At 34.7% G+C, this 20,913-nt stretch carries 20 protein-coding genes; 5 read left to right on the top strand and 15 right to left on the bottom strand.

Annotation, left to right across the window (positions count from 1 at the left end):
• Positions 1–31 precede the first annotated feature (31 nt).
• The 13 genes from E0I26_RS11625 to E0I26_RS11565 all read right to left on the bottom strand — a co-directional run bounded on the left by E0I26_RS11625 (position 32) and on the right by E0I26_RS11565 (position 13,635).
• Positions 32–763, bottom strand: a complete 732-nt coding sequence (locus E0I26_RS11625; RefSeq protein WP_131916646.1) for a 3-keto-disaccharide hydrolase — start codon at positions 761–763, stop codon at positions 32–34.
• Positions 764–787: 24 nt separating this feature from the next.
• On the bottom strand, positions 788–2,245 hold the full coding sequence (locus tag E0I26_RS11620; protein ID WP_131916645.1) for a Gfo/Idh/MocA family protein: 1,458 nt from the start codon (positions 2,243–2,245) through the stop codon (positions 788–790).
• 102 nt (positions 2,246–2,347) lie between these two features.
• Positions 2,348–2,722: a c-type cytochrome gene (locus E0I26_RS11615; protein ID WP_131916644.1), complete on the bottom strand. Its 375-nt coding sequence runs from the start codon at positions 2,720–2,722 to the stop codon at positions 2,348–2,350.
• Between the two features lie 18 nt (positions 2,723–2,740).
• Entirely contained in the window at positions 2,741–3,793 is a 1,053-nt protein-coding gene (locus E0I26_RS11610; RefSeq protein WP_131916643.1) for a sugar phosphate isomerase/epimerase family protein, read from the bottom strand.
• 10 nt (positions 3,794–3,803) lie between these two features.
• Positions 3,804–4,958 carry a Gfo/Idh/MocA family protein gene (locus tag E0I26_RS11605; protein WP_235831762.1) on the bottom strand — a complete coding sequence of 385 codons (1,155 nt, stop codon included), beginning with the start codon at positions 4,956–4,958 and terminating at the stop codon, positions 3,804–3,806.
• Between the two features lie 12 nt (positions 4,959–4,970).
• Entirely contained in the window at positions 4,971–6,674 is a 1,704-nt protein-coding gene (locus E0I26_RS11600) for a GMC oxidoreductase (RefSeq protein ID WP_131916642.1), read from the bottom strand.
• A 54-nt stretch (positions 6,675–6,728) separates the two neighbouring features.
• Positions 6,729–7,289 (bottom strand): gluconate 2-dehydrogenase subunit 3 family protein, encoded by a 561-nt coding sequence (locus E0I26_RS11595; RefSeq protein WP_131916641.1) that lies wholly within the window; start codon positions 7,287–7,289, stop codon positions 6,729–6,731.
• Between the two features lie 523 nt (positions 7,290–7,812).
• Entirely contained in the window at positions 7,813–9,003 is a 1,191-nt protein-coding gene (locus E0I26_RS11590) for a hypothetical protein (RefSeq protein WP_131916640.1), read from the bottom strand.
• Between the two features lie 15 nt (positions 9,004–9,018).
• A complete protein-coding gene (locus E0I26_RS11585; RefSeq protein WP_131916639.1) occupies positions 9,019–9,849 on the bottom strand; it encodes a type 1 glutamine amidotransferase in 831 nt (276 codons plus the stop codon).
• Between the two features lie 41 nt (positions 9,850–9,890).
• Positions 9,891–10,997, bottom strand: a complete 1,107-nt coding sequence (locus E0I26_RS11580; protein ID WP_131916638.1) for a carboxylate-amine ligase — start codon at positions 10,995–10,997, stop codon at positions 9,891–9,893.
• A gap of 255 nt (positions 10,998–11,252) precedes the next feature.
• On the bottom strand, positions 11,253–12,200 hold the full coding sequence (locus tag E0I26_RS11575; protein ID WP_131916637.1) for an ATP-grasp domain-containing protein: 948 nt from the start codon (positions 12,198–12,200) through the stop codon (positions 11,253–11,255).
• Positions 12,201–12,218: 18 nt separating this feature from the next.
• Positions 12,219–12,932: an esterase family protein gene (locus tag E0I26_RS11570; RefSeq protein WP_131916636.1), complete on the bottom strand. Its 714-nt coding sequence runs from the start codon at positions 12,930–12,932 to the stop codon at positions 12,219–12,221.
• A gap of 298 nt (positions 12,933–13,230) precedes the next feature.
• Positions 13,231–13,635 (bottom strand): glyoxalase, encoded by a 405-nt coding sequence (locus E0I26_RS11565; RefSeq protein WP_131916635.1) that lies wholly within the window; start codon positions 13,633–13,635, stop codon positions 13,231–13,233.
• A gap of 70 nt (positions 13,636–13,705) precedes the next feature.
• On the opposite strand from E0I26_RS11565, the gene E0I26_RS11560 reads away from it, so the two are divergent.
• The gene (locus E0I26_RS11560; protein ID WP_131916634.1) at positions 13,706–14,089 is read left to right on the top strand and encodes an acyl-CoA thioesterase; all 384 of its coding nucleotides are present in this window, start codon (positions 13,706–13,708) and stop codon (positions 14,087–14,089) included.
• 42 nt (positions 14,090–14,131) lie between these two features.
• Here the strand turns inward: E0I26_RS11560 and E0I26_RS11555 are convergent, their stop codons facing one another.
• Together E0I26_RS11555 and E0I26_RS11550 are read right to left on the bottom strand one after the other, a co-directional pair.
• Positions 14,132–15,388, bottom strand: coding sequence for a mechanosensitive ion channel family protein (locus E0I26_RS11555; protein WP_131916633.1), 1,257 nt, complete (start codon positions 15,386–15,388; stop codon positions 14,132–14,134).
• Entirely contained in the window at positions 15,381–15,665 is a 285-nt protein-coding gene (locus E0I26_RS11550) for a DUF3817 domain-containing protein (protein WP_131916632.1), read from the bottom strand. The genes E0I26_RS11555 and E0I26_RS11550 overlap by 8 nt, the downstream gene beginning before the upstream one ends.
• 179 nt (positions 15,666–15,844) lie before the next feature.
• Between E0I26_RS11550 and E0I26_RS11545 the strand changes: the two genes are divergently transcribed.
• The 4 genes from E0I26_RS11545 to E0I26_RS11530 all read left to right on the top strand — a co-directional run bounded on the left by E0I26_RS11545 (position 15,845) and on the right by E0I26_RS11530 (position 20,903).
• Positions 15,845–16,372 (top strand): DUF6155 family protein, encoded by a 528-nt coding sequence (locus tag E0I26_RS11545; RefSeq protein WP_131916631.1) that lies wholly within the window; start codon positions 15,845–15,847, stop codon positions 16,370–16,372.
• Between the two features lie 106 nt (positions 16,373–16,478).
• Positions 16,479–18,023, top strand: coding sequence for a DEAD/DEAH box helicase (locus E0I26_RS11540; RefSeq protein ID WP_131916630.1), 1,545 nt, complete (start codon positions 16,479–16,481; stop codon positions 18,021–18,023).
• A 167-nt stretch (positions 18,024–18,190) separates the two neighbouring features.
• Positions 18,191–19,528 carry a DEAD/DEAH box helicase gene (locus tag E0I26_RS11535; protein ID WP_131916629.1) on the top strand — a complete coding sequence of 446 codons (1,338 nt, stop codon included), beginning with the start codon at positions 18,191–18,193 and terminating at the stop codon, positions 19,526–19,528.
• 94 nt (positions 19,529–19,622) lie between these two features.
• A complete protein-coding gene (locus E0I26_RS11530) occupies positions 19,623–20,903 on the top strand; it encodes an NAD(P)/FAD-dependent oxidoreductase (protein WP_131916628.1) in 1,281 nt (426 codons plus the stop codon).
• The last annotated feature ends 10 nt before the right edge of the window (positions 20,904–20,913 follow it).

Genomic DNA, 20,913 nt, shown 5'->3' with positions numbered 1-20,913 from the left:
AAATTATTTTTTTGGTGACTACTATTAGATACTACATACCGTTTTCACATCCAGTAGTTATTTCCATTGAATTCCATTCTTTAATCATAATGTTTCTGAACCACACATTATCTCCGTGGTCTTGCAATGCGATTTTACCTTTTTTGAATGCACCAAAACCTGGCCAAGTAGCAAATTTACTTCCTGCAACTAAAGTTTTAAAATTGGCATCCCAAAGCGTCGTTTCAACAACTTTTACTCCATTAAGTAACATGGTCAGTTTTCCATACTTACATACTAAATCAACAGAATTCCATTCTCCAACTGGTTTTACAGGCTCTGAAGAACTTTTGATCAAATCATACAAATTACCTGCTCGGTGTTTTTCAATTTTTCCGTCAGGGTGACCGTCATTGTCCAACACTTGCATCTCTAAACCCGTTTCATACGTGTTTTTGAATTTTGTCAGATCCTCGTTTACATAGAAAATAATACCGCTGTTTGCATTTGTTGCCACTTTCCATTCTAGTTTTAAATGAAAATTAGCGTATTCTACATCAGTTACTAAATCACCGCCTTGACCATCTTTTGCAGCGGTTGGGTCAAAATGCAAAACACCATCTGCTACTTTCCAAGCTGAACCGGCAGTTTTTTTTCCGTAAGAATGCCATCCGGTTGTGGTTTGTCCATCAAATATTGATTTAAATCCTTTTGGTAATGTTTGTGCATTTGCTGTTTGAATCAGTATCATTAGAAGTAATGAAGTACAAATATTTTTAATCATTTTTAGTGTTTTTAGTTTTTGAATTTATAACGTCAACGCTTTCCAGCCTTGGCGATAGTCTCGTTTTACAAATTGGTTCACTTCATCAAAATTGGTGATTTTCATGTTGTCATTATCCCACAATAATTTTGCAGAACGTCCCGGATAGACTTCTTCTCCAAGCTCTTCTCTCATCACATCGTACCCTCTGATAGCTAAATTAGCCATTAATAAAGCTTCCGTTAAAGGACCTGCAATTTCGAAAGGGGAGCTCAGCTCTTTCTTTCCGTAACCCGCAATTGCCGCTTCAACCCATTGCTTGTAATGTCCATTCGAACCATCTTTTACTCTGGTATATTTTTGAGCAATTTTAAGGTTTTCATTTTTGCTAAGAGGAAGCAAACGAGGATTTAAACCATACGTATCACACATCATTTTTCCTTTCGTACCTGTGAACAATGTTCCATTTCCGCCGTCTCCAAAAATTTCATTTGGACCTAATTCGGAAGGTCTTTCAGGTTGAATTCCTCCATCCATCCAGTGTACTTTTACGTCACCATTTGTTTTTTCTGTTTTTGGAAAAGTTAACGTTACATGACTTGAAGGGGGGCAACTTTCTGGGAAATACCCTCTTTTGAATTCATCTACATAAACAGAACCAACACTGCATTGAACATCTTTTGCATATTTTAAGTTTAATACACTAAAAGGAGCTTCAAGCAAGTGACAACCCATGTCTCCTAAAGCACCTGTTCCGTAATCCCACCATCCGCGCCAGTTGAATGGCACTAATTTATTTACGTATTCTTTTTTTGGAGCTGTACCCAACCATAAATCCCAATCTAATTCCATAGGAATTTGAGCTATATTAGTTGACCAAGGAATACCTTGAGGCCATACCGGACGGTCTGTCCAGGCATGAATAGTGTGTACATCACCAATTAAACCGGCTTCATACCATTCTTTCATGATTCGGGTACCATCATTTGAGGCACCTTGATTCCCCATTTGGGTGACCACTTTGTATTTCTTGGCTGCTTGAGTCAAAATGCGAGCTTCGTAAATGTCATGTGCCATTGGTTTTTGAACATACACATGTTTCCCTAACTGCATGGCTGCGAGAGCTTGAATCGCGTGATTATGATCCGGAGTAGACACTGAAACAGCATCGAAGTTTTTATGTTCTTTGTCTAACATTTCACGCCAATCCTTGTAAAATTTAGCTTTAGGAAATGCATTTACACTTGCAGCGGCTCTTCTGGTATCTACATCACATAAAAATGAAATGTCAGCTTTTCCACTGCTGGCAAACATAGCAATATCTGACTTTCCTTTTCCACCAACACCAATACCGGCAATTGATAAACGATCACTAGGGGCAACAAATCCTCTTCCTAAAACATGACGGGGAACAATCATAAAGGCAGCAGCTGCAATAGCAGTCGTTTTTATAAAATCACGACGGTTATTTGTGATTTTATTTTCTTCTTCTTTTTGTTTCATTTATTTTTAATACGGTTAGTTAATAGTAATAAATTAGGCAAACAAATGGGGTGTTCTGAAATGTTCTATAGTGAAACAGAAAAAACAGACATTTTTTTTATATTATTTTTTTATGGACAAAATATATTTTGCCATTGATTTTGCTTCTTCTTTTTTTAGAGATCCATGTGCTGCCATAGGGATTGTTCCCCAAACTCCAGAACCTCCTTTAATTATTTTACCAGATAAATAACTGACGTTTTTCTCATTGACAGGGTACTTTTTTGCAATATCTAAATAGGAGGGACCTATAAGTTTTTTATCTAATTTATGGCATCCAATACAATCTGATTTAGCAATTAATTTTTCACCATCCGATGTTTGAAAAATGGCGTTTGTTTTTTTAGTAGGTTTACTATATTTTGCATCTAAAGTATCATTGGTAAATGAGGTTAAGCTAATTAATGCTGCCCCAAAAAGCAAATATTTTAATTTCATTTTCATTGTATTTAAGTTTTATAATCCTAAGTTTTTTCTATTAAAAGCCTGATTTGTTTCGACAGCTGCAAAATCATCAAATGCTTTGTCAGTAACTTTTATAATATGATTTTTTATAAATTCAGCCCCTTCACGAGCTCCATCTTCTTGATTTTTAAGACAACATTCCCATTCCATAACAGCCCAACCTTTGAAATCATATTGTGCTAATTTGCTGAAAATAGTTTTAAAATCAATTTGACCATCTCCAGGGGAACGATAACGACCTGCGCGGTTTATCCAACTTTGGTATCCTCCAAAAGTTCCTTGTTTTCCTGTGGGGTTAAACTCGGCATCCTTGACATGAAAGGCTTTAATCCGTTCATGATAAAAATCAATGTATTGTATATAATCCAACTGTTGCAATACAAAATGGGACGGATCATATAAAATACAAGCTCTGGAATGATTATTCACCGCTTTCAAGAACATTTCATAGGTTTCCCCATCAAATAAATCTTCGCCGGGATGAATTTCATAACAAAGATCAACTCCATTTTGATCAAATTCATTTAAGATAGGCAACCAGCGTTTAGCCAATTCAGCAAAACCATCTTCAACTAAGCCCGGAGGCCTTTGTGGCCAAGGATGAAAATATTGCCAAAGTAAAGAACCGCTAAAGGTGGCATGTGCATTTAAACCTAAATTACGCGATGCTTTTGCTGCGTATTTCAACTGTTGCACCGCCCATTCTTGTCTTGCTTTAGAATTACCATGTACGTTTACCGGAGCGAAGGCATCAAAAAAATTGTCATAAGCAGGATGAACCGCAACCAACTGACCTTGTAAATGTGTTGATAATTCTGTGATTTCTAATCCGTAAGAAGCAATTGTACCTTTTAATTCATCTGCATACGTTTTACTTTCGGCTGCTTTTTGTAAATCAATGAATCGAGTATCTAATGTTGGCATTTGAATACCTTTAAATCCCAAGTCAGCAGCCCATTTACAAATTCCATCTAAGGAATTAAAAGGAGCTTCATCACTAATAAATTGAGCTAAAAATACCGCAGGACCTTGTATTGTTGTCATTTATTCTTTTTTAAATATTAAAATCAAACCATTTTTGATCTGATTTCCCCGAAGCTATTACATTCTCTATGAAAGCCATTCCACGAACACCATCATCAGCATTTGGAAAATCAAGCATTTCCTCGGTTGGTTCTTTTCCTTCTGATTTTGATAGTAATGTCAAAGCAAAATTCTTGTATAAATTAGCGAAAGCCTCCAGATAACCTTCCGGGTGACCGCTAGGTGTACGGGAATTAAAAGTGGCGATATTCGATAAATAGCCATTGCCTGCACGGTAAATTTGTGCTGGGGCATCCGACCATTTAACTAACAGAGTATTGGGCTCCATCTGATGCCATTCTAAACCTCCTTTTTCGCCGTAAATTTTAATTTTCAAGCTGTTCTCTTCTCCGGAAGCAATTTGTGAAGCCACCAAAATTCCATTGGCCCCATTATCAAATTTGAGTAATACATTACCGTCATCATCCAGATTTCTTCCTTCAACAACAATATTAATGTCTGCACACAACTTAGAAATTTTCAATCCTGAGATGTATTCTGCCAGTTGTGCAGCGTGGGTTCCAATATCTCCCATGCATCCGCTAATACCACTTTTTGAAGGGTCGGTACGCCAAAGCGCTTGTTTATTCCCCTCGCTTTCGCTTAAGGTACTCAACCAGCCTTGCGGGTATTCTACCATTACTTTTCTAATTTTTCCAAACTGGTTGTCAGCCACCATTTTTCGGGCTTGTTTTACCATTGGATAACCGGAATAGGTATGTGTAAGACACAAAATAAGTCCGGTTTCTTTCACTTTTTGTTGCAATTGTTTGGCTTCACCAAGACTTAACGTCATCGGTTTGTCTATAACAACATGAAAACCATACTCTAAAGCCATCATTGCCGGAGCAAAATGAGCAAAATTAGGAGTAACAATGGTTACAAAATCCATCCGTTGCTCTTTTGGAAGACCACTTTCGGTTGCAAACATTTCAGCATAAGAACCGTAACATTTTGATTCCGGCAGAAATAACTCTTTTCCTGATTCTTTTGATGTTTCTGGGTTGGAACTAAAAGCACCACAATGCAATTCGATTAATCCATCTATGTTGGCTGCAATGCGATGAATCGCTCCGATAAAAGCATGCTGCCCACCGCCAACCATACCCATTTTTAATTTTCTCATGCTTTTCAGGTGCTAAATATTGCCTTTTTTCAATTCTTTGACAGCATAATCACAGGCACGTGCTGTTAATGCCATAAATGTCAATGATGGATTTTGGCAGGCAATCGAAGGCATACAGGAACCGTCAGTGACAAATACATTATTTACTTCATGCATTTGATTCCATTTGTTTAAAACGGAAGTTTTAGGGTCGTTACCCATTCTGGCTGTTCCCATTTCGTGAATAGCCATACCAGGATAACAATCGTTATCATACGTTTTTACATTTTTGATTCCAGATGCTTCGAGCATTTCGGCTGCGTCATTCATCATATCTTCCCGCATTTTTGCCTCATTCTCTTTGTATTCGCAATCAATAGCTAAAACAGGTTGTCCCCATTTATCTTTTTTGGTATGATCGATGTAAACCTTATTTTCATAATAAGGCAACATTTCTCCAAAGCCACCCAATCCCATGCTCCAGGAATTTGCCGGAAGTGACATTGTATCTTTGAAATCACCACCAAAAGCCAATTCGGCAACTTCTTTATGCCATAATCCTCTACTGGCACCTCCTTGGTAACCAAAACCTCTTAAGTAATCTCGTTTATCATTACCTACATTTTGGTATCTTGGAATATAAATACCATTGGCTCTTCTTCCGTATGTATATTTATCTTCAAAACCTTCAGCAGTTCCTTCAGCACCACAACGGAAATGATGATCCATCAAATTATGACCCAATTGCCCACTAGCGTTACCCATTCCTTCCGGATGCGCTTCAGAAGTTGAATTCAATAAAATAAAAGTTGATCCTAAAGTGGAACCATTTACAAAAACAATTTTGGCATAAAACTCCATTGTTTCATTGGTTTCAGCATCAATTACCATTACCCCTTTTGCCTTTTTAGTGTCTTTATCATAAATGATATGATTCACAATAGAGTAGGGTCTTACCGTTAATCTATTAGTCGCCATAGCAGCAGGTAATGTAGAAGATTGCGTGCTGAAATAGGCTCCAAACGGACAACCACGACTGCATAAATTTCTATATTGACAGCTACCACGACCTTTGTGAGGTACGGTTAAGTTTGCCGTACGACCAATAGTAAGGATACGGGTTCTATTATAATGTTTTTCTAATCTTTCTTTAACTGATTTTTCTACACAATTTAAATCCATTGGAGGAAGAAATTTCCCATCCGGTAAAAGTGGCCAGTTTTCGACTTGTCCGCTAATTCCGGCAAATTTCTCTACATAATCATACCATTTCGTAAGATCTTTATAACGAATAGGCCAGTCATTTCCAAACCCATCTTTAGCATTATCTTCAAAATTATGGTCACTAAAACGGTAACTTTGACGACCCCACATTAAAGATTTTCCTCCAACATGAAATCCTCTGTACCAGTCAAATCGCTTGTCTTCTGTATACGGGCATTCCAAATCATTAACCCACCATTTTTCGGTAGCTTCATTGTATGGATAATCACGTGTTTGTACTGGATGCGTTCTTTTTTGTTCTACGGTAAGTTTACCTGCATGCTCCAATTCCCATGGGGCTTTCATGGCAGATTCATAATCTTTAATATGCTCAATGTTCATACCTCGCTCTAACATCAAAACTTTCAAACCTTTTTCAGTAAGCTCTTTTGCTGCCCAACTACCACTAATTCCTGATCCTATCACAATAGCATCATATGTATTTTGTTCTTTTAAATTGGTATTTATATTCACGTGTAGTATTTTTATATTTTAAAGATATTTTTAAAGTCAAAAGGGTTAATACCATTATGTTGCCCAAGCTTTTTGACCTGGGGTATACTCTACGTTTCCATCATATTTACCGGGAACGGGTAGGTATTCACGAGCTTGTGTACAACCTATTTCTGATGAAAAATATCCAAGAATGGTTAAATCTCTGGCAATCAAAAAGAAAGAAGGTGCTTTTTCTGTAGCAATTGCTTCGTCTTTTAATTCTCCCATTAATTTCTGACGCTCATCTATTGTCATAGTCATGAAATCTTTATTGAAGTCTTTCAAACATTTTGCTTGCATGTCTTTCATTCCGGATGCAAAAATCTGCTGCATTTTTGCCGGATAACAATCTCTAATTATCATAGGAATAAAAGCACCGAGTCCTGCAGCTTTTGCTCCTGGCGAAGATGCTGTTGTCGGTATAATGATATCGGCAAATTCAGCTAAAACTTCTTCATCAGTAGCCGAAAAAGGCACTTTATTTTTCTCCTTTTCTGGCAAAGTAAAATTTTCAAATAAAACGCCCATTGTAGTTGCTGAAATTGCGCTTCCCATCAAATACGCAACGCTCTTAAGTGCTTCTCTTCTATTCATTTGCTAAAATATTTAGTAGTTTTGAATTACATCCTTACAATAATAAATAAAAAAAAGACAGATTATTTTTTTAAATGTTAAATTATTATAGAATTAAATAATTTGTAAATTATTAAGAGTGTAGGTTTTAAAAATTCATTAAACACTATCCATAATCAGCTAAAACAAGAAAAAACTTAAATTTTAAAAATAAGAGTTCAGGTGAGTACTATTTTTATAATTGATTTTAATATTTTTTTAACACGTATTACGCTATAAAAAAGTGTTCGATTTTCACTTTTTCGTATTTCAATGCGTTAAAATGACATTATCGCCAAAAATTAAACTTAAAAATGAATTTTAATTAATGTACCTAAATATGGTATTGCAACAATAATAAGTAGTGTTTGTTTACAATAGAATAAAAGTTCAAAAAAATAGAATAAAAAGCTAAATAATTATACTCCAAATTAGAAATCAAATAAAAAATAGTTTTGAAAAAAGTACACATTAGAAAGTTTTAAACTTGATTTAATAAAAGGATTTACCTTTCAAATAATCCAAGTGTTCCGCCAACCCAATCTTTATCTTTATTGAATTTAACGCCAATCATTTCGCCACGACTCAATCGGACCAAGTTGCACAGTAGAGTAGGAGCTGCATCCTCTTTTTTCCAAACACAAAGCACACGCACTTCGGCTTTTACTTTTCCCTCCGGAGATTGTACAATAGGAATGTAGTTTACCTTTTTTTGAAGAATATAAAGCTCTTTATCAACTACAGCTTCGATATCTTCTTTTGTTACATGAAAAATAACGCCTGTTCCTGAGAAAGAAAATAGAGGTTTTAAAACGTAATTTTCTAAATCCTGAGGGATTTCTTTTAAGTCACTCAACAAAGTAGTTTCGATGAAATACTTTCCTTTTAGAAAAGGTAAAATAAATTTACTGATTCGAAAAAACCAATTGGGATGTCCAGCCCATTCTACATCAAGTTCATCTGAAAAATGGAAATTCAACTTTAAATCGGTTCGCAAATCCAATTCATCAAAAATAACCCGATTATAGATTCTTTTTACCCGAATTTCATCGCCTTTTTCGTTCAAATAGAACAGTTGTTTGTCTTTCTTTAGGAGTTCAGTAACGCAAACTATCGGTATACCGATATCTCTTCTGCAATAATAAAAATCAATCTTGGTATTTTGTTTTTCGGGTTCTATTTCAAGCAAAATAACATTTTCTTTCGGATGCTTATTGCAAATCGCTTCTTCCAAAATATCGAAATATTCTTGTGGTTCAATGTTGTTGATAAACGGCGTTAATTCGCTAAGAAAAGGGTAGTTATTCTTGAATTTCTCATACAAATTAATCTGATAATTGTACAAAGAAGGAAATCCCTGTACTTCAATTAGTTTAGGAATAACAGCTCCGTCTTCTTCACAAATTCCAAAATCAATTGCTAAAAAAGTAGTGTGTTCATCCTCATTTGGAACTTTATGGTTTAATTCTAATGATTTATTTGTAAGTATTTTAAAGTCTTCTTTTTGAACAAAAGCTATAACTTGATTACAGCCTTCAATCAATTGTGCTTTTAACTCATTTGAAATAAAAAAAGGGGTTTCACCTAATCGAAAAGTAGGCATGTAATTAAAATCGGAAGCAATATCATCTTTAAATTCCTGATATTTTTTTTCTGTAAATTGAGTATTAAATAACTCCCGATATTTTGAAATCATCTTAAAATAAATGTATTAATTAGAAAGCATTCTCTTGGTTTTCATCAAGTCATTAATCGCTATTCGAAGGAAATTAGGAATCAAAGTTTCATTGGTTCTGTATATTTTATCATCATCCAATAAATCTTCCAGCATGTTTCGAAACTTTCTTTTCCCTTTCATATTCCTGATTTTTTCTTTCGCCTGTTTGTTTCTCAAATGCGAGATAAAGCTTACCGGATCGGCTTCCGGGTGAAATTGTGTCCCTACAAAATAATCGGTAAAACGAACCGCCATAATTGCACGCTCGTATTGTACATTATCCCTTATTTTTTCTAACGAAATAATTTTAGCCCCTTTTTTAGAAAAAATACTAAGCTTAGGCTGTACCACTTGATAATCCCTGGAATCAATCCCATAAAAAGGATCTGCTAACCCTTCAAATAAAGGATCTGTAAGCCCTTCTTTGGTTTTATGAATTGTCATTACACCAAAAGAAGTATCATTTCTTCGGGTCACCGTGGCCAACCCAAAATGCAAGCAAGCCATTTGAAAAGAATGACAAATGAACAACACATGCTTTTTAATTGCATTTTCAGTATTCCATTTATGCAATGAATCAATAAACGCATAATATTTCACATCCCAATTTCCATCACCAATTAATGGATTTCCTGGACCTCCGGTTGAAATGTAAATATCAAACTCTTTGATATCCGGCAATTCACATTTTACCCGAACATCGAATATTTCAAAACTAACTACTGGACTAAACCTGTTTACAACATCAATTATACAGCGCATCCCTTGATTAGGTTCCCCTTTGTACATATCTAAAAGCGCTATTTTTATAATTTTATTCGACATAATTATTTAAAAAAAGATAATGCGTAAAGTTAATTTATATTTTATAATCCCTTGGTAAATTCGCCAGTTATAAAGTCTACCACTTTGGAAAGATCCCCTGTTTCTTCAAAAACAGTTAGTTGTTTGTCTGCTCCGGTTCCGTTTTTCAAAATTTCATGAACATAATTAATATCCTCGCGGCTTCCCAATTCATCAACAACATCATCGACAAAGTCTAACAATTCCAAGATAAGCATTTTGGTTTCCACTTCTTTTTGCAATCCAAAATCAATCATATTATTATCAATTCCATAACGAGCCGCACGAAATTTATTTTCCTTTACCAATGCCAATCGATAGATATTAAAACTCGTATTATTCATGTTAAGCTTGTAAAGTTTAGCCACAATTGCCTGAATAATTGCTACAATACAAATGGTTTCATCTACCGTTAAACACATATCACAAATCCTGAATTCAATCGTATTATAAAACGGATGCAAGCGTAGATCCCACCAGATTTTCTTAGGATTATCAATACAATTTGTTTTTACCAAAGTATCTAAATAATTCTCATAGGAACTTACCGAATCAAAATATTCCGGCAAACCCGTTCTAGGAAACTTGTCAAAAACTTTAGTTCTAAAGGACTTATAACCTGTTTTTCTGCCTTCCCAAAAAGGAGAATTTGTTGAAAGTGCAAATATGTGAGGTAGGAAATACGTGGCTTGATTCATCAATTGCAAGCCAATTTCACGGTTTTCAATACCCACATGACAATGCATTCCAAAAATCAAATTGGAACGTGCCGCATCCTGCAATTCATTGACAATATCGTGGTATCGAGGGTCGTCAGTTATGGGCTGATCCTGCCATTTTGAAAATGGATGCGTCCCGGCTCCACCAACAATAAGATCTTGTTTATCCGCTAATTCAACAATTTTAGACCGTAAAAATCGAATCTCATTTTTGGCATCATTGACATTACTGCAGATATTAGTACCCACTTCCACCACCGATTGATGCATTTCGGCTTTAACCTGCTCATTTAAAATTATTTTGGCACCATCCACAATTTTTGACAAATGCGACCGCAAATCTCTTGTTTCAGGATCTATAATTTGATATTCTTCTTCAACACCAAGTGTAAAAACGGGTAATTTTTTCATTAATTTATTTTTTTAGGAGCTATCCCGATAGCTATCGGGACCCGCTTTCCGTTGCAATCTTTTTTGTCCTGAACTTTTTCAGGACAAAAAAGGATTTTCACTTTAATCGGGGCTAGGGGATTTCGTAATCAACAAAACTTTTATTTAAAATTACATTTTTCTTCCCCTTTGTCATTCCGAGGAACGAGGAATCTCTGTTTGCTGTTCCTTATGGTTGAGATTCCTCGTTCCTCGGAATGACAAACTGAATACTGATTACTTTCCTCCGGCGGCATCTTTTATAAAAGTTCCCCAAGTCAAATTTATTTTCCCTGGTTTTTGTTTTTTTGCGGCAGCGATAGCCATTTTTGCGGCTTCTTCCACCACCCATTCAAAGTTCTCAGCACCCACAGAAGTCAACTCGGCATCAGGCGCTGGATTTCCAAAATCAATTGCGTACGGAATTCCGCCCCGAACGGCAAATTCGACCGTATTAAAGTCATATCCTAAACCTTCACAAAGACGTAAAGTATAGTCTTTTACTGTGGCTAATAACTTTTTATCAACTGGAGGCCCATCAATTACATACCGCAAATGATGCGGATTTCTTGGTTCATATTGCATAATTCGCACTGCTTTACAACCCAAACAATAGACCCTAAAATACTCCGTAAAAACAATTTCTTCTTGTAATATCATCACTAATTGTCCCGTTTCCTGATGTTTTTCCCAAAACTCTTCTTTGTTTTCTAATCGATACACGTTTTTCCAACCGCCACCAGCATACGGTTTCATATAAGCCGGAAAGCCAATGTAATCAAAGATTCCTTGCCAGTCCATTGGATATTTTAAATTTCGGAAAGATTTTTCGGTGGTATCAGTAGGATGTTCGGCCGAAGGAAGAATTACCGTATTAGGAAGCGGAACACCAAGAGTATCTGCCAAAGCATTATTGAAAAATTTATCATCAGCACTCCACCAAAAAGGATTATTAATTACATTGGTTCCTGTTAAAGCGGCATTTTTTAAATAAGCACGGTAAAAAGGGACATCTTGGGAAATTCGGTCAATAATTACCGCATATTCTCCGTCTTGATTTTGAACTACTTTATCAATAGCAACCGCTTCCGCAATGATTCCCTTTTCGTTTTTTGAGTTAACCCGATCAATAAATGCTTGCGGAAAGGTGTCTTCCATTCCAAATAAAATTCCAATTTTTTTCATCTTGATACGTTTGTAATTTTAAAAAAATTTAATTCTTGATAAATAATGCGGAAACATTTCTTTCCAGACCGGCCAGTCGTGCTTGCGTTCCTGACGAATATCTAACCAATGATGAATGTTCCTGTCGCTTAGAACTTTGCTTAATTTTAGATTGGCATCGAAACAAATATCCCAATTAGAAGTTCCTAAAACGATGTCCATATTCCATATTTCATAATCATTTAGACCGTATAAATAATCTTCAGGACTGTTGTAAAACACATCATCATTGTGAAAACCATCCATAAAACTTTTGATATTGAAAGCACCGCTCATCGAGAACATATGGCTGACATATCCCGGATGACGAAAGGCAAAATTAGCGGCATGATACCCGCCAAAACTACAACCTGCCACAACAACTTTTCCGGAAGAAGTGTTGTTTTTCACTTTTTCAACGATTTCATGACAAATCATTTTATCGTATCTGACGTGATTTTCTATGCGATGTATGGGATGAATATTTTTATTGTAAAAACTGTCTTTGTCAATACTATCGGGACAAAATATCTGGATTAAACCCTGCTCAATATACCATCTTGCGGAATCAATCAATCCCATGTCTTTATTTTCATGGTAACTGCCCATGGAAGTAGGAAATAAAATAATAGGGTATCCTGCGTGTCCAAAAACTAACATTTCAATATCCCTGTTAAGGTGGGGTGAATGCCATTTGAAATACTCTTCCTTCATGCCTTTATTTTTAACAATTATAATGAAAAAAATTAAGCAAAAAACATAAATAATCAAGGTTAACCAATAATTATTATAAAAAACAATACCGATTATTAAATAGTAATGAAATTGTAATATTTACATAAATAAGCACTCCTTTTTTAAATTATAAGCAAAACGCAGCCATTTATATTGTATCGTTTTCTTTGTCAAAAGCTCATAATAGTATTAAAAAGACTTCCATTTATTTGTGAATACGTTATTCCTGTCAGGAATCAATTTAATTTTACTTTTGAAAGGTAATTATTTTAAAGAATTATGAATTCACATTTATTTCAAATAATTGTACTTGACTTTTTAGTCTTTCAATGAGCATACCCATCATTCTTTTGTTGAGACTGGAAGAGTTTTGTATGTATACAGCATATTCATCTGAGGTAAATAACCCGATTATCATTCCTTTTAAAGCATTCCTGAATTTGATGTCTTTTTGAATTGCATTTTCTATTATCGACATTTTTTTTTCAACAGTATGGGTATAAAAATCAGCTTTGTATTTACCAATATAATTGATAAAAGAGGCCACAAACAAATCGTTTTGTAGTTTTAATATAGGCCTAAGTACTTCATTTTGAAACGATTCGTCAGAGGAAGATTGTGCGGTAACAGAGCCTATGGTCTGTCCACGGAATTCTTTTAAAAAAGTATCGCGCTCGTTCATGTTTTTTTTCTTTAAAAATAAAGAAAATAGCCATAAGAAAAGTTTATTTTTGCATATATAAAGAAAAATTATGCGATTTCACACTAGAAAATGGGTAAAACCAGAAGATTTAAACCCTAACGGAACTTTATTTGGAGGTAAATTATTGGCTTGGATCGATGAAGAATTGGCTTTATACACCATTATCCAATTAGAGAACACCAGAATTGTTACCAAGCACATGTCAGAAATTAACTTTAGAAGCTCAGCAAAACAGGGTGATATTATAGAAATTGGCATTGATGTTTTAAAATTTGGAAATACTTCGCTAACGCTAAAATGTGAAGCTAGAAATATGATGACACGCGAAACAATTATCACTATAGATCACACTACAATGGTAAATTTAGATGCTGAAGGAAAACCAAAAGCACACGGAAAAACAGCTATAGAATTTGTAAAGGACCGATTGTAATTTTTCTTGCATTTTTAAGAAAGTAAAAACAAAAAGTTGTTCTTATACTTTAAAATCATTTTCTGAAACAGTTTCAAAAATTTCCAAATCAAAATAGTGCACTGAAGCAATTATATGATCGAATATATCTGACATGATGTACTCGTAATTCTCGAATCGTTTGTCATGCGAAAAGGCATAAACTTCAAGCGGAACACCGTGTGAAGTGGATTGTAATTGACGACAAAGCATCAGCATCTCTTTATTTAATCCGGGATAATTGAATAAGTATTCCGTAATATACTTTCGAAACAAACCTAAATTTGTCAAATTTCGTCCGTTAATAGCAATTGATTTGTCAATTTTATTACTGAAATTATATTTGTCTATTTCTAGTTTTCGGGTGTCAATATAATCCGATATCAGATGGATTTTTTTCAAGTCGTTTAATTCTGCTTCTTCCAAAAATCGAATGCTGCTTGTTTTAATAAGAATGTGTCTTTTGATACGTCGTCCATCTGAATTCAGCATTCCGCGCCAGTTTTGAAACGAATCGGAGCTTAAACTGTACGTTGGAATAGTGGTAGTGGTATTGTCAAAATTTCGAACTTTCACTGTTGCCAGATTGATTTCAATCACATCACCATCGGCACCAAATTTATCCATCGTAATCCAGTCCCCGATGCGAACCATATCATTTATAGAGACTTGGACACTGGATACAAAACCTAAAATGGTATCTCTGAAAATCAAGATTATCACCGCAGAAACAGCTCCTAAAATGGTTAAGAGCTGTTTTTGATCAATATCAAATAATTTGGAAATAATAACCGTAATCCCAACAGCCCAAAGCACAATCATGATTACCTGAATGAAACTGTCAATAGGTTTGTCGCTGTATCTGGGCTTTAGCTTTAAATAATCACGTAATGCATTGAAAATAGTTCGGATAATCCATAAAACAAGCATTACAATATAAATCCCGACCAGCTTCCCAAAAACGCCTTCCCAATATTCATATTTATCAAGGATTATTGGCACTGATTTATAAATAAATAATAACGGAATTAAATGTGCAATGTATTTTGCCGTTTTATTGGTAACCAATAAATCATCAAATTTAGTTTTGGTTTTTTGGGCGATCACCGCCATAATCGTTACTAAAATAAGACGAAAGACCACATAAATAAAATACGCCAATACGCAAAGCACAACAATATTTATAATCAGACTCAGATAAGAAGCAAAACTGCTTCCCAATCCCCATTTTCTGAATACAGGATATAGAAAATTGAATATTTTTTCTATGTATTTATACATTTTTCAGATATTTTTTTTCTATATAAAAAGTCCCAAAAGGAACTACTGATGCCAGACAAATAATGCCAAATTTTTTCCAATCCCAATTTTGCTCAAATTTTAGCATTACAGCCAAAATAATATAGGTAACAAACAAAAGTCCGTGTGCCATTCCTATTGGGAATAATAATGTTTTATAAAGAGTGAGATTGGTAGGTTTTATAAAAAGCATATTCGAAAATAAAGCCAAATAAGAAACTCCTTCGAGTAAAGCGATAACCTTGAAAAATTTAAGCATGTTTTGGGAGTTAAGCGTTAAGAGTTAAAAGTCAAGGGTTAAGAGTTACTTCGTTTCTAAACTTATAACGTTTAACTTTTAACCTCTAACCTTGATTTTAAGCAAAATTAAGTATTATCATTGATTTTTGAAGTATTGCATCGTAAACTAATTTACTTTTGTAACTCTAAACCTTGATAATGAGCAAACGCGATTTAAAAAAATATTTAGCCGAACTTAATAAAGAGCAACTCGAAGAACAAATTATTGAATTGTACGAGAAATTCAGCCCCGTAAAAGTCTATTATAATTTTGTTTTCAATCCAAAGGAAGAAACACTTTTGCAGGAATGCAAACTCAAAATTTCGAATGAATACTATCCGATGAAAAAATTAGGAAGACGCAGCAAGCCAAAAATGAGGCGTTCCGTTGCCCAAAAATACATCAAGCATTTCACGCTTTTGGGAGTAGATCCTTTTATAATTGCCGATGTAATGCTCTATAATATCGAAATTGCACAGACATTCTCCTCTGAACATATCGTAAAGCAAGACTTGTTTTTTAAAAGTATGTTCAATTCTTTTGAGCAAGCTGTAATTTTCCTGATTGCAAATGGAATACTCAATGATTTCAAGCCAAGAATTATAGCCATACATAATCAAACCATTGTACAAAAGTGGTACAACGAACCAGAGTTTCATACCATTATGGAGCGATTTGAATATTGAATAGTTGCATAATTCAATTTTATTTAATCAATCGTTTTTTTTTTAATTAAAATTCACAATTAAACTGTTTTTTAGGTGTATTTTTGCAAAAATCCAATAATAAGCAATGTCCCAAAACACTTTAGAAATAGAAATCGAAGACAAAAAAGAACTTTATGCGTATCAACAAGGCGACATTGACGCCATATTTGAACGCATAGACAATGCACCTCCGCAACACCATTTGTTATACCAATTGCCTACTGGTGGTGGAAAAACAGTAGTGTTTTCAGAAATTGTGCGTCGTTATTTATCACAACACGATAAAAAAGTAGTTGTTTTAACACACCGAATTGAGTTGTGTAAACAAACTTCAAAAATGTTGAAGGGTTTTGATGTTAAAAACAAAATTATCAACAGTAAAGTAAAAGAACTTCCGGACCAAAACGATTATTCCTGTTTTGTGGCCATGGTAGAAACTTTGAAAAACCGTATCAATGATGAAAAACTACATTTGGATAATGTAGGATTGGTAATCATCGATGAGGCGCATTACAACTCCTTCCGAAAATTATTAAGCTCTTTCAAAAATGCCTTTATTTTAGGCGTAACAGCAACGCCTTTAAGTTCGAATATTAAATTACCAATGCATGAAAGCTACGATGAATTAATCGTAGGAGACACCATTAGTTCGTTGATTGAAAATGGATTTTTAGCAAAAGCAGTCACGTATAGCTATGATGTAGGTTTGACATCGTTAAAAGTTGGTATCAATGGTGATTACACCGTGAAATCATCTGATGATTTATATACCAATATGGCCATGCAGGAAAAATTATTGCATGCGTATACCGAGAAATCGTTAGGTAAGAAAACCTTGATTTTCAATAATGGTATCAATACATCTTTGTATGTATATGAAACTTTTAGAGAAGCCGGTTATGCGATTCGTCACTTGGATAACACCAGTAATAACGAGGAAAGAAAAGATATTCTACATTGGTTCAAGCATACGCCGGATGCCATTCTAACATCAGTTGGGATTCTTACTACCGGTTTTGATGAACCGACCGTAGAAACTATAATTTTAAATAGAGCAACAAAATCGTTGACATTATATTATCAAATGATTGGTCGTGGTTCCAGAAAACTACCTAACAAAGACACTTTTAATGTTATCGATTTAGGGAATAATGCAGCACGATTTGGATTGTGGAGTGAGCCGGTAAACTGGCAACACATCTTTAAATCACCTGAATTTTATTTAGAAAATTTACGTGATGATACCGAAATTGAATTGTATTTCAAATACAGCATGCCGCCTGATGTACGTGCTAAATTCAGCAAAACGGAAGTCGTAACTTTTGATGTCGATGAAGAGCATAAACTCATCATCAAACAAAATTTGCGTTCAAAAGAAGTGTTGGAAAAATCATTGAATCAGCATGCTGCCATGTGTGTTGATAATTCGGAGACTTTACAAGAAGCTAAAATATTAGGAAAACTGTTAGATGATGATATCGATTGTCGCATCAAACGCTATTCTAAATGTTTGAGTCAATGCAGTAAAAATTACCGCGAGTGGCTTGTTGACGATTACAAATTAAAACTGGTATTGTTAACCGGGAAAAAATATCGGGAAAAAATCATGAACGAACCGGATGAAGATTAAATAACCGTAATAGTTCCTGCTATCAGCGATTAATTTTAGGAGCTATTTCCCGCTATTCGTTACAATCTTTTATTTTTAAAGAAAAAATAAAAGGATTTTCACTGCTATCGGGGCTAAAAATTACGTTTACAAAACAACTTTTTTATAAAATTATAAAATCCAAAAAAATGCCAAAACAATTCTCTGATTTAGGAATTTCAGCACCCATATTAAAAGCGATTACCGAATTGAAAATTGTTGTGCCCACAGAGATTCAGCAAAAAACAATTCCGTTACTTTTATCAAATACTACGGATTTGGTTGGGCTTGCTAAAACCGGTACAGGAAAAACGGCGGCTTTTGGATTGCCTATTTTACAATTAATTGACACTAATTTGCCAGTTGTACAAGCTGTTATTTTGGTTCCAACGCGTGAATTAGGCCACCAGATTTTTAGAAATTTAGAAGATTTTTCAAAATATTTACCTCAAGTTTCTATTGCGGCAACTTGTGGAGGAATTCCAATCAAGCCGCAAATCGAAAGACTTTCATTGCCAACACATATCGTTGTGGCAACTCCCGGAAGATTGATTGATTTGATGCAGCGCAAAGCCATAAATCTAAAAGAAACCAAATTCCTTGTGCTCGATGAAGCCGATGAAATGGTGACTATATTAAAAGAAAGCTTAGACGAAATTGTAGCTGAATTACCTGCAACTCATAATACTTTTTTGTTTTCGGCAACCATGCCTGGAACCATAAAACAATTGATTCAAAACTATTTGAATAAAAATGTGGTGCAAGTTAGTGCCAACATGGAAACGATAGGAAATCAAGGAATTGACCATGAATATATTGTGGTGGATCCAATTGAAAAACTGGATGTTTTGATGCATTTCCTGAATTCTAAAGAAGGAGAACGCGGAATTATCTTTTGTAAAACGAAAGCTGCGGTCAATAAATTAGCCAAAAACTTAGCCATCAACCGATTTTCATCAGGAGCATTACACGGTAGTTTATCTCAAGGAATTCGTGACAGAATCATGGAGCAATTCCGTGAAGGATACATTAATATATTAGTAGCGACAGATTTAGCGGCAAGAGGAATTGACGTAAAGGAAATTTCTTACGTGGTTAATTATCATTTACCGGACGTTTATGAAGCATACGTGCATCGTAGCGGAAGAACAGCAAGAGCAGGAGCAAAGGGACTTTCTTTGACGGTTTTACAACCCGAAGAAGTAGTGGAAATTGCTGATTTTGAAAAAGAATTAGGAATTAAATTCACCCAGTTCAAAAAACCAACGGTTGCCAGCATCGAAGAAAATAACACCTTGTTATGGGCCAAGCAAATTTTTAAAACCAAACCCAATCATGATGTTGCTCCAGAATTAAAAGAAAAAATAAAAACTGTTTTTCATCATTTGACTAAAGATGAATTAATTGAAAAACTATTGGCTAATTATATGCTTCAAAACAAAAATGAACCTTTAGAAAAGCCCGTTAAAAAACTAAAAAAGAACTAATATTTAAAGTTTTTTTAATATTTTATATTGTAACAGCATCCGTAAATAGTGTATATTTATGGATGCTTTTTTATTTTAGACTATAAAATACGATATGGAAATTATAATAATAGGAGGAGGATTTGCAGGATTGAATCTTGCTAAAGAACTAGTAAATGAAAAAGGAATCAATGTAACGCTCGTTGACAAAAATAATTATAATTTCTTCCCGCCACTAATATATCAGGTTGCTACCGCTTTTTTAGAACCTTCAAGTATCAGTTACCCTTTTAGAAAGTTTTTTTCGGGTAAAAAAAATCTACAATTCCGTCTGGGAAACCTATTAAAAGTAAACCCTTCAGAAAACAAAATCATTCTTAACAATGGAGAATTAGAATACGATTACTTGGTTTTTGCCACAGGTGCCGAAACCAGTTATTTTGGAATGGAAAACGTAAAGAAAAATGCGATTCCTATGAAAACGCTCAATGATGCCATTGTAATGCGTAATACACTGCTTAAAAATTTAGAAAAAGCAGCCATTTGCAAAGACATTCGCGAACGCAGAAAATTATTAACAATTGTAGTTGCCGGCGGTGGACCTACAGGTGTTGAAGTTTCGGGAATGTTTGCTGAGATGCGTAAAAATATTTTGCTAAAAGAATACCCGGAATTAAGTACTACAGCGAGTAATATTTATCTGGTTGACGGTGCCAATGCCGTATTATCTCCAATGAGTAAAGCTTCGCAGGAAGATACACTGGAAGCGCTGACAAAATTAGGTGTTGTAGTGAAATTAAATACCACTGTTGTGGATTATATCGATGACACGGTATATTTTGCTGATGGTGAAACGATACAAACCAAAAATTTAATTTGGGCCGCGGGAGTTTCTGCAAAAGTTTTCGAAGGAATTCCAACTGAAAGTTATGGTCGCGGAAAAAGAATGGCAACTGATGCTTTTAATAAAGTTAACGGTACTGAAAATATCTTTGCAATCGGCGATACTTGTATTCAACTTACAGATTCCGATTTCCCTAATGGTCATCCGCAAGTGGCACAAGTTGCGATTCAACAAGGAATAAATTTGGCGAATAACTTTAAGCTACTGAACCAAAACAGGCCATTAAAACCCTTTAAATATAAAGATAAAGGATCTATGGCTATAATTGGTAAAAATAAGGCTGTGGTTGATTTACCAAAACCAAAAATGCATTTCAAAGGATTTTTTGCCTGGATAATATGGCTCTTTATTCACCTCATTTCATTGATAACGTATCGCAATAGGGTGAAAACATTCTTCAATTGGATGATTGCTTATTTTGCAAAAGATCAATCTTTACGTATGATTATCAGACCTGATAAAAAAATAAAAACAGAACCAAAACAATACTAAATCAAATCTA

It is taken from the genome of Flavobacterium rhamnosiphilum, assembly GCF_004349195.1.
In the GTDB taxonomy this organism is placed as follows: Bacteria; Bacteroidota; Bacteroidia; order Flavobacteriales; family Flavobacteriaceae; genus Flavobacterium; species Flavobacterium rhamnosiphilum.
Note: the sequence above shows the minus strand (reverse complement) of the source record. Positions and strands in the feature narration are given on the sequence as shown.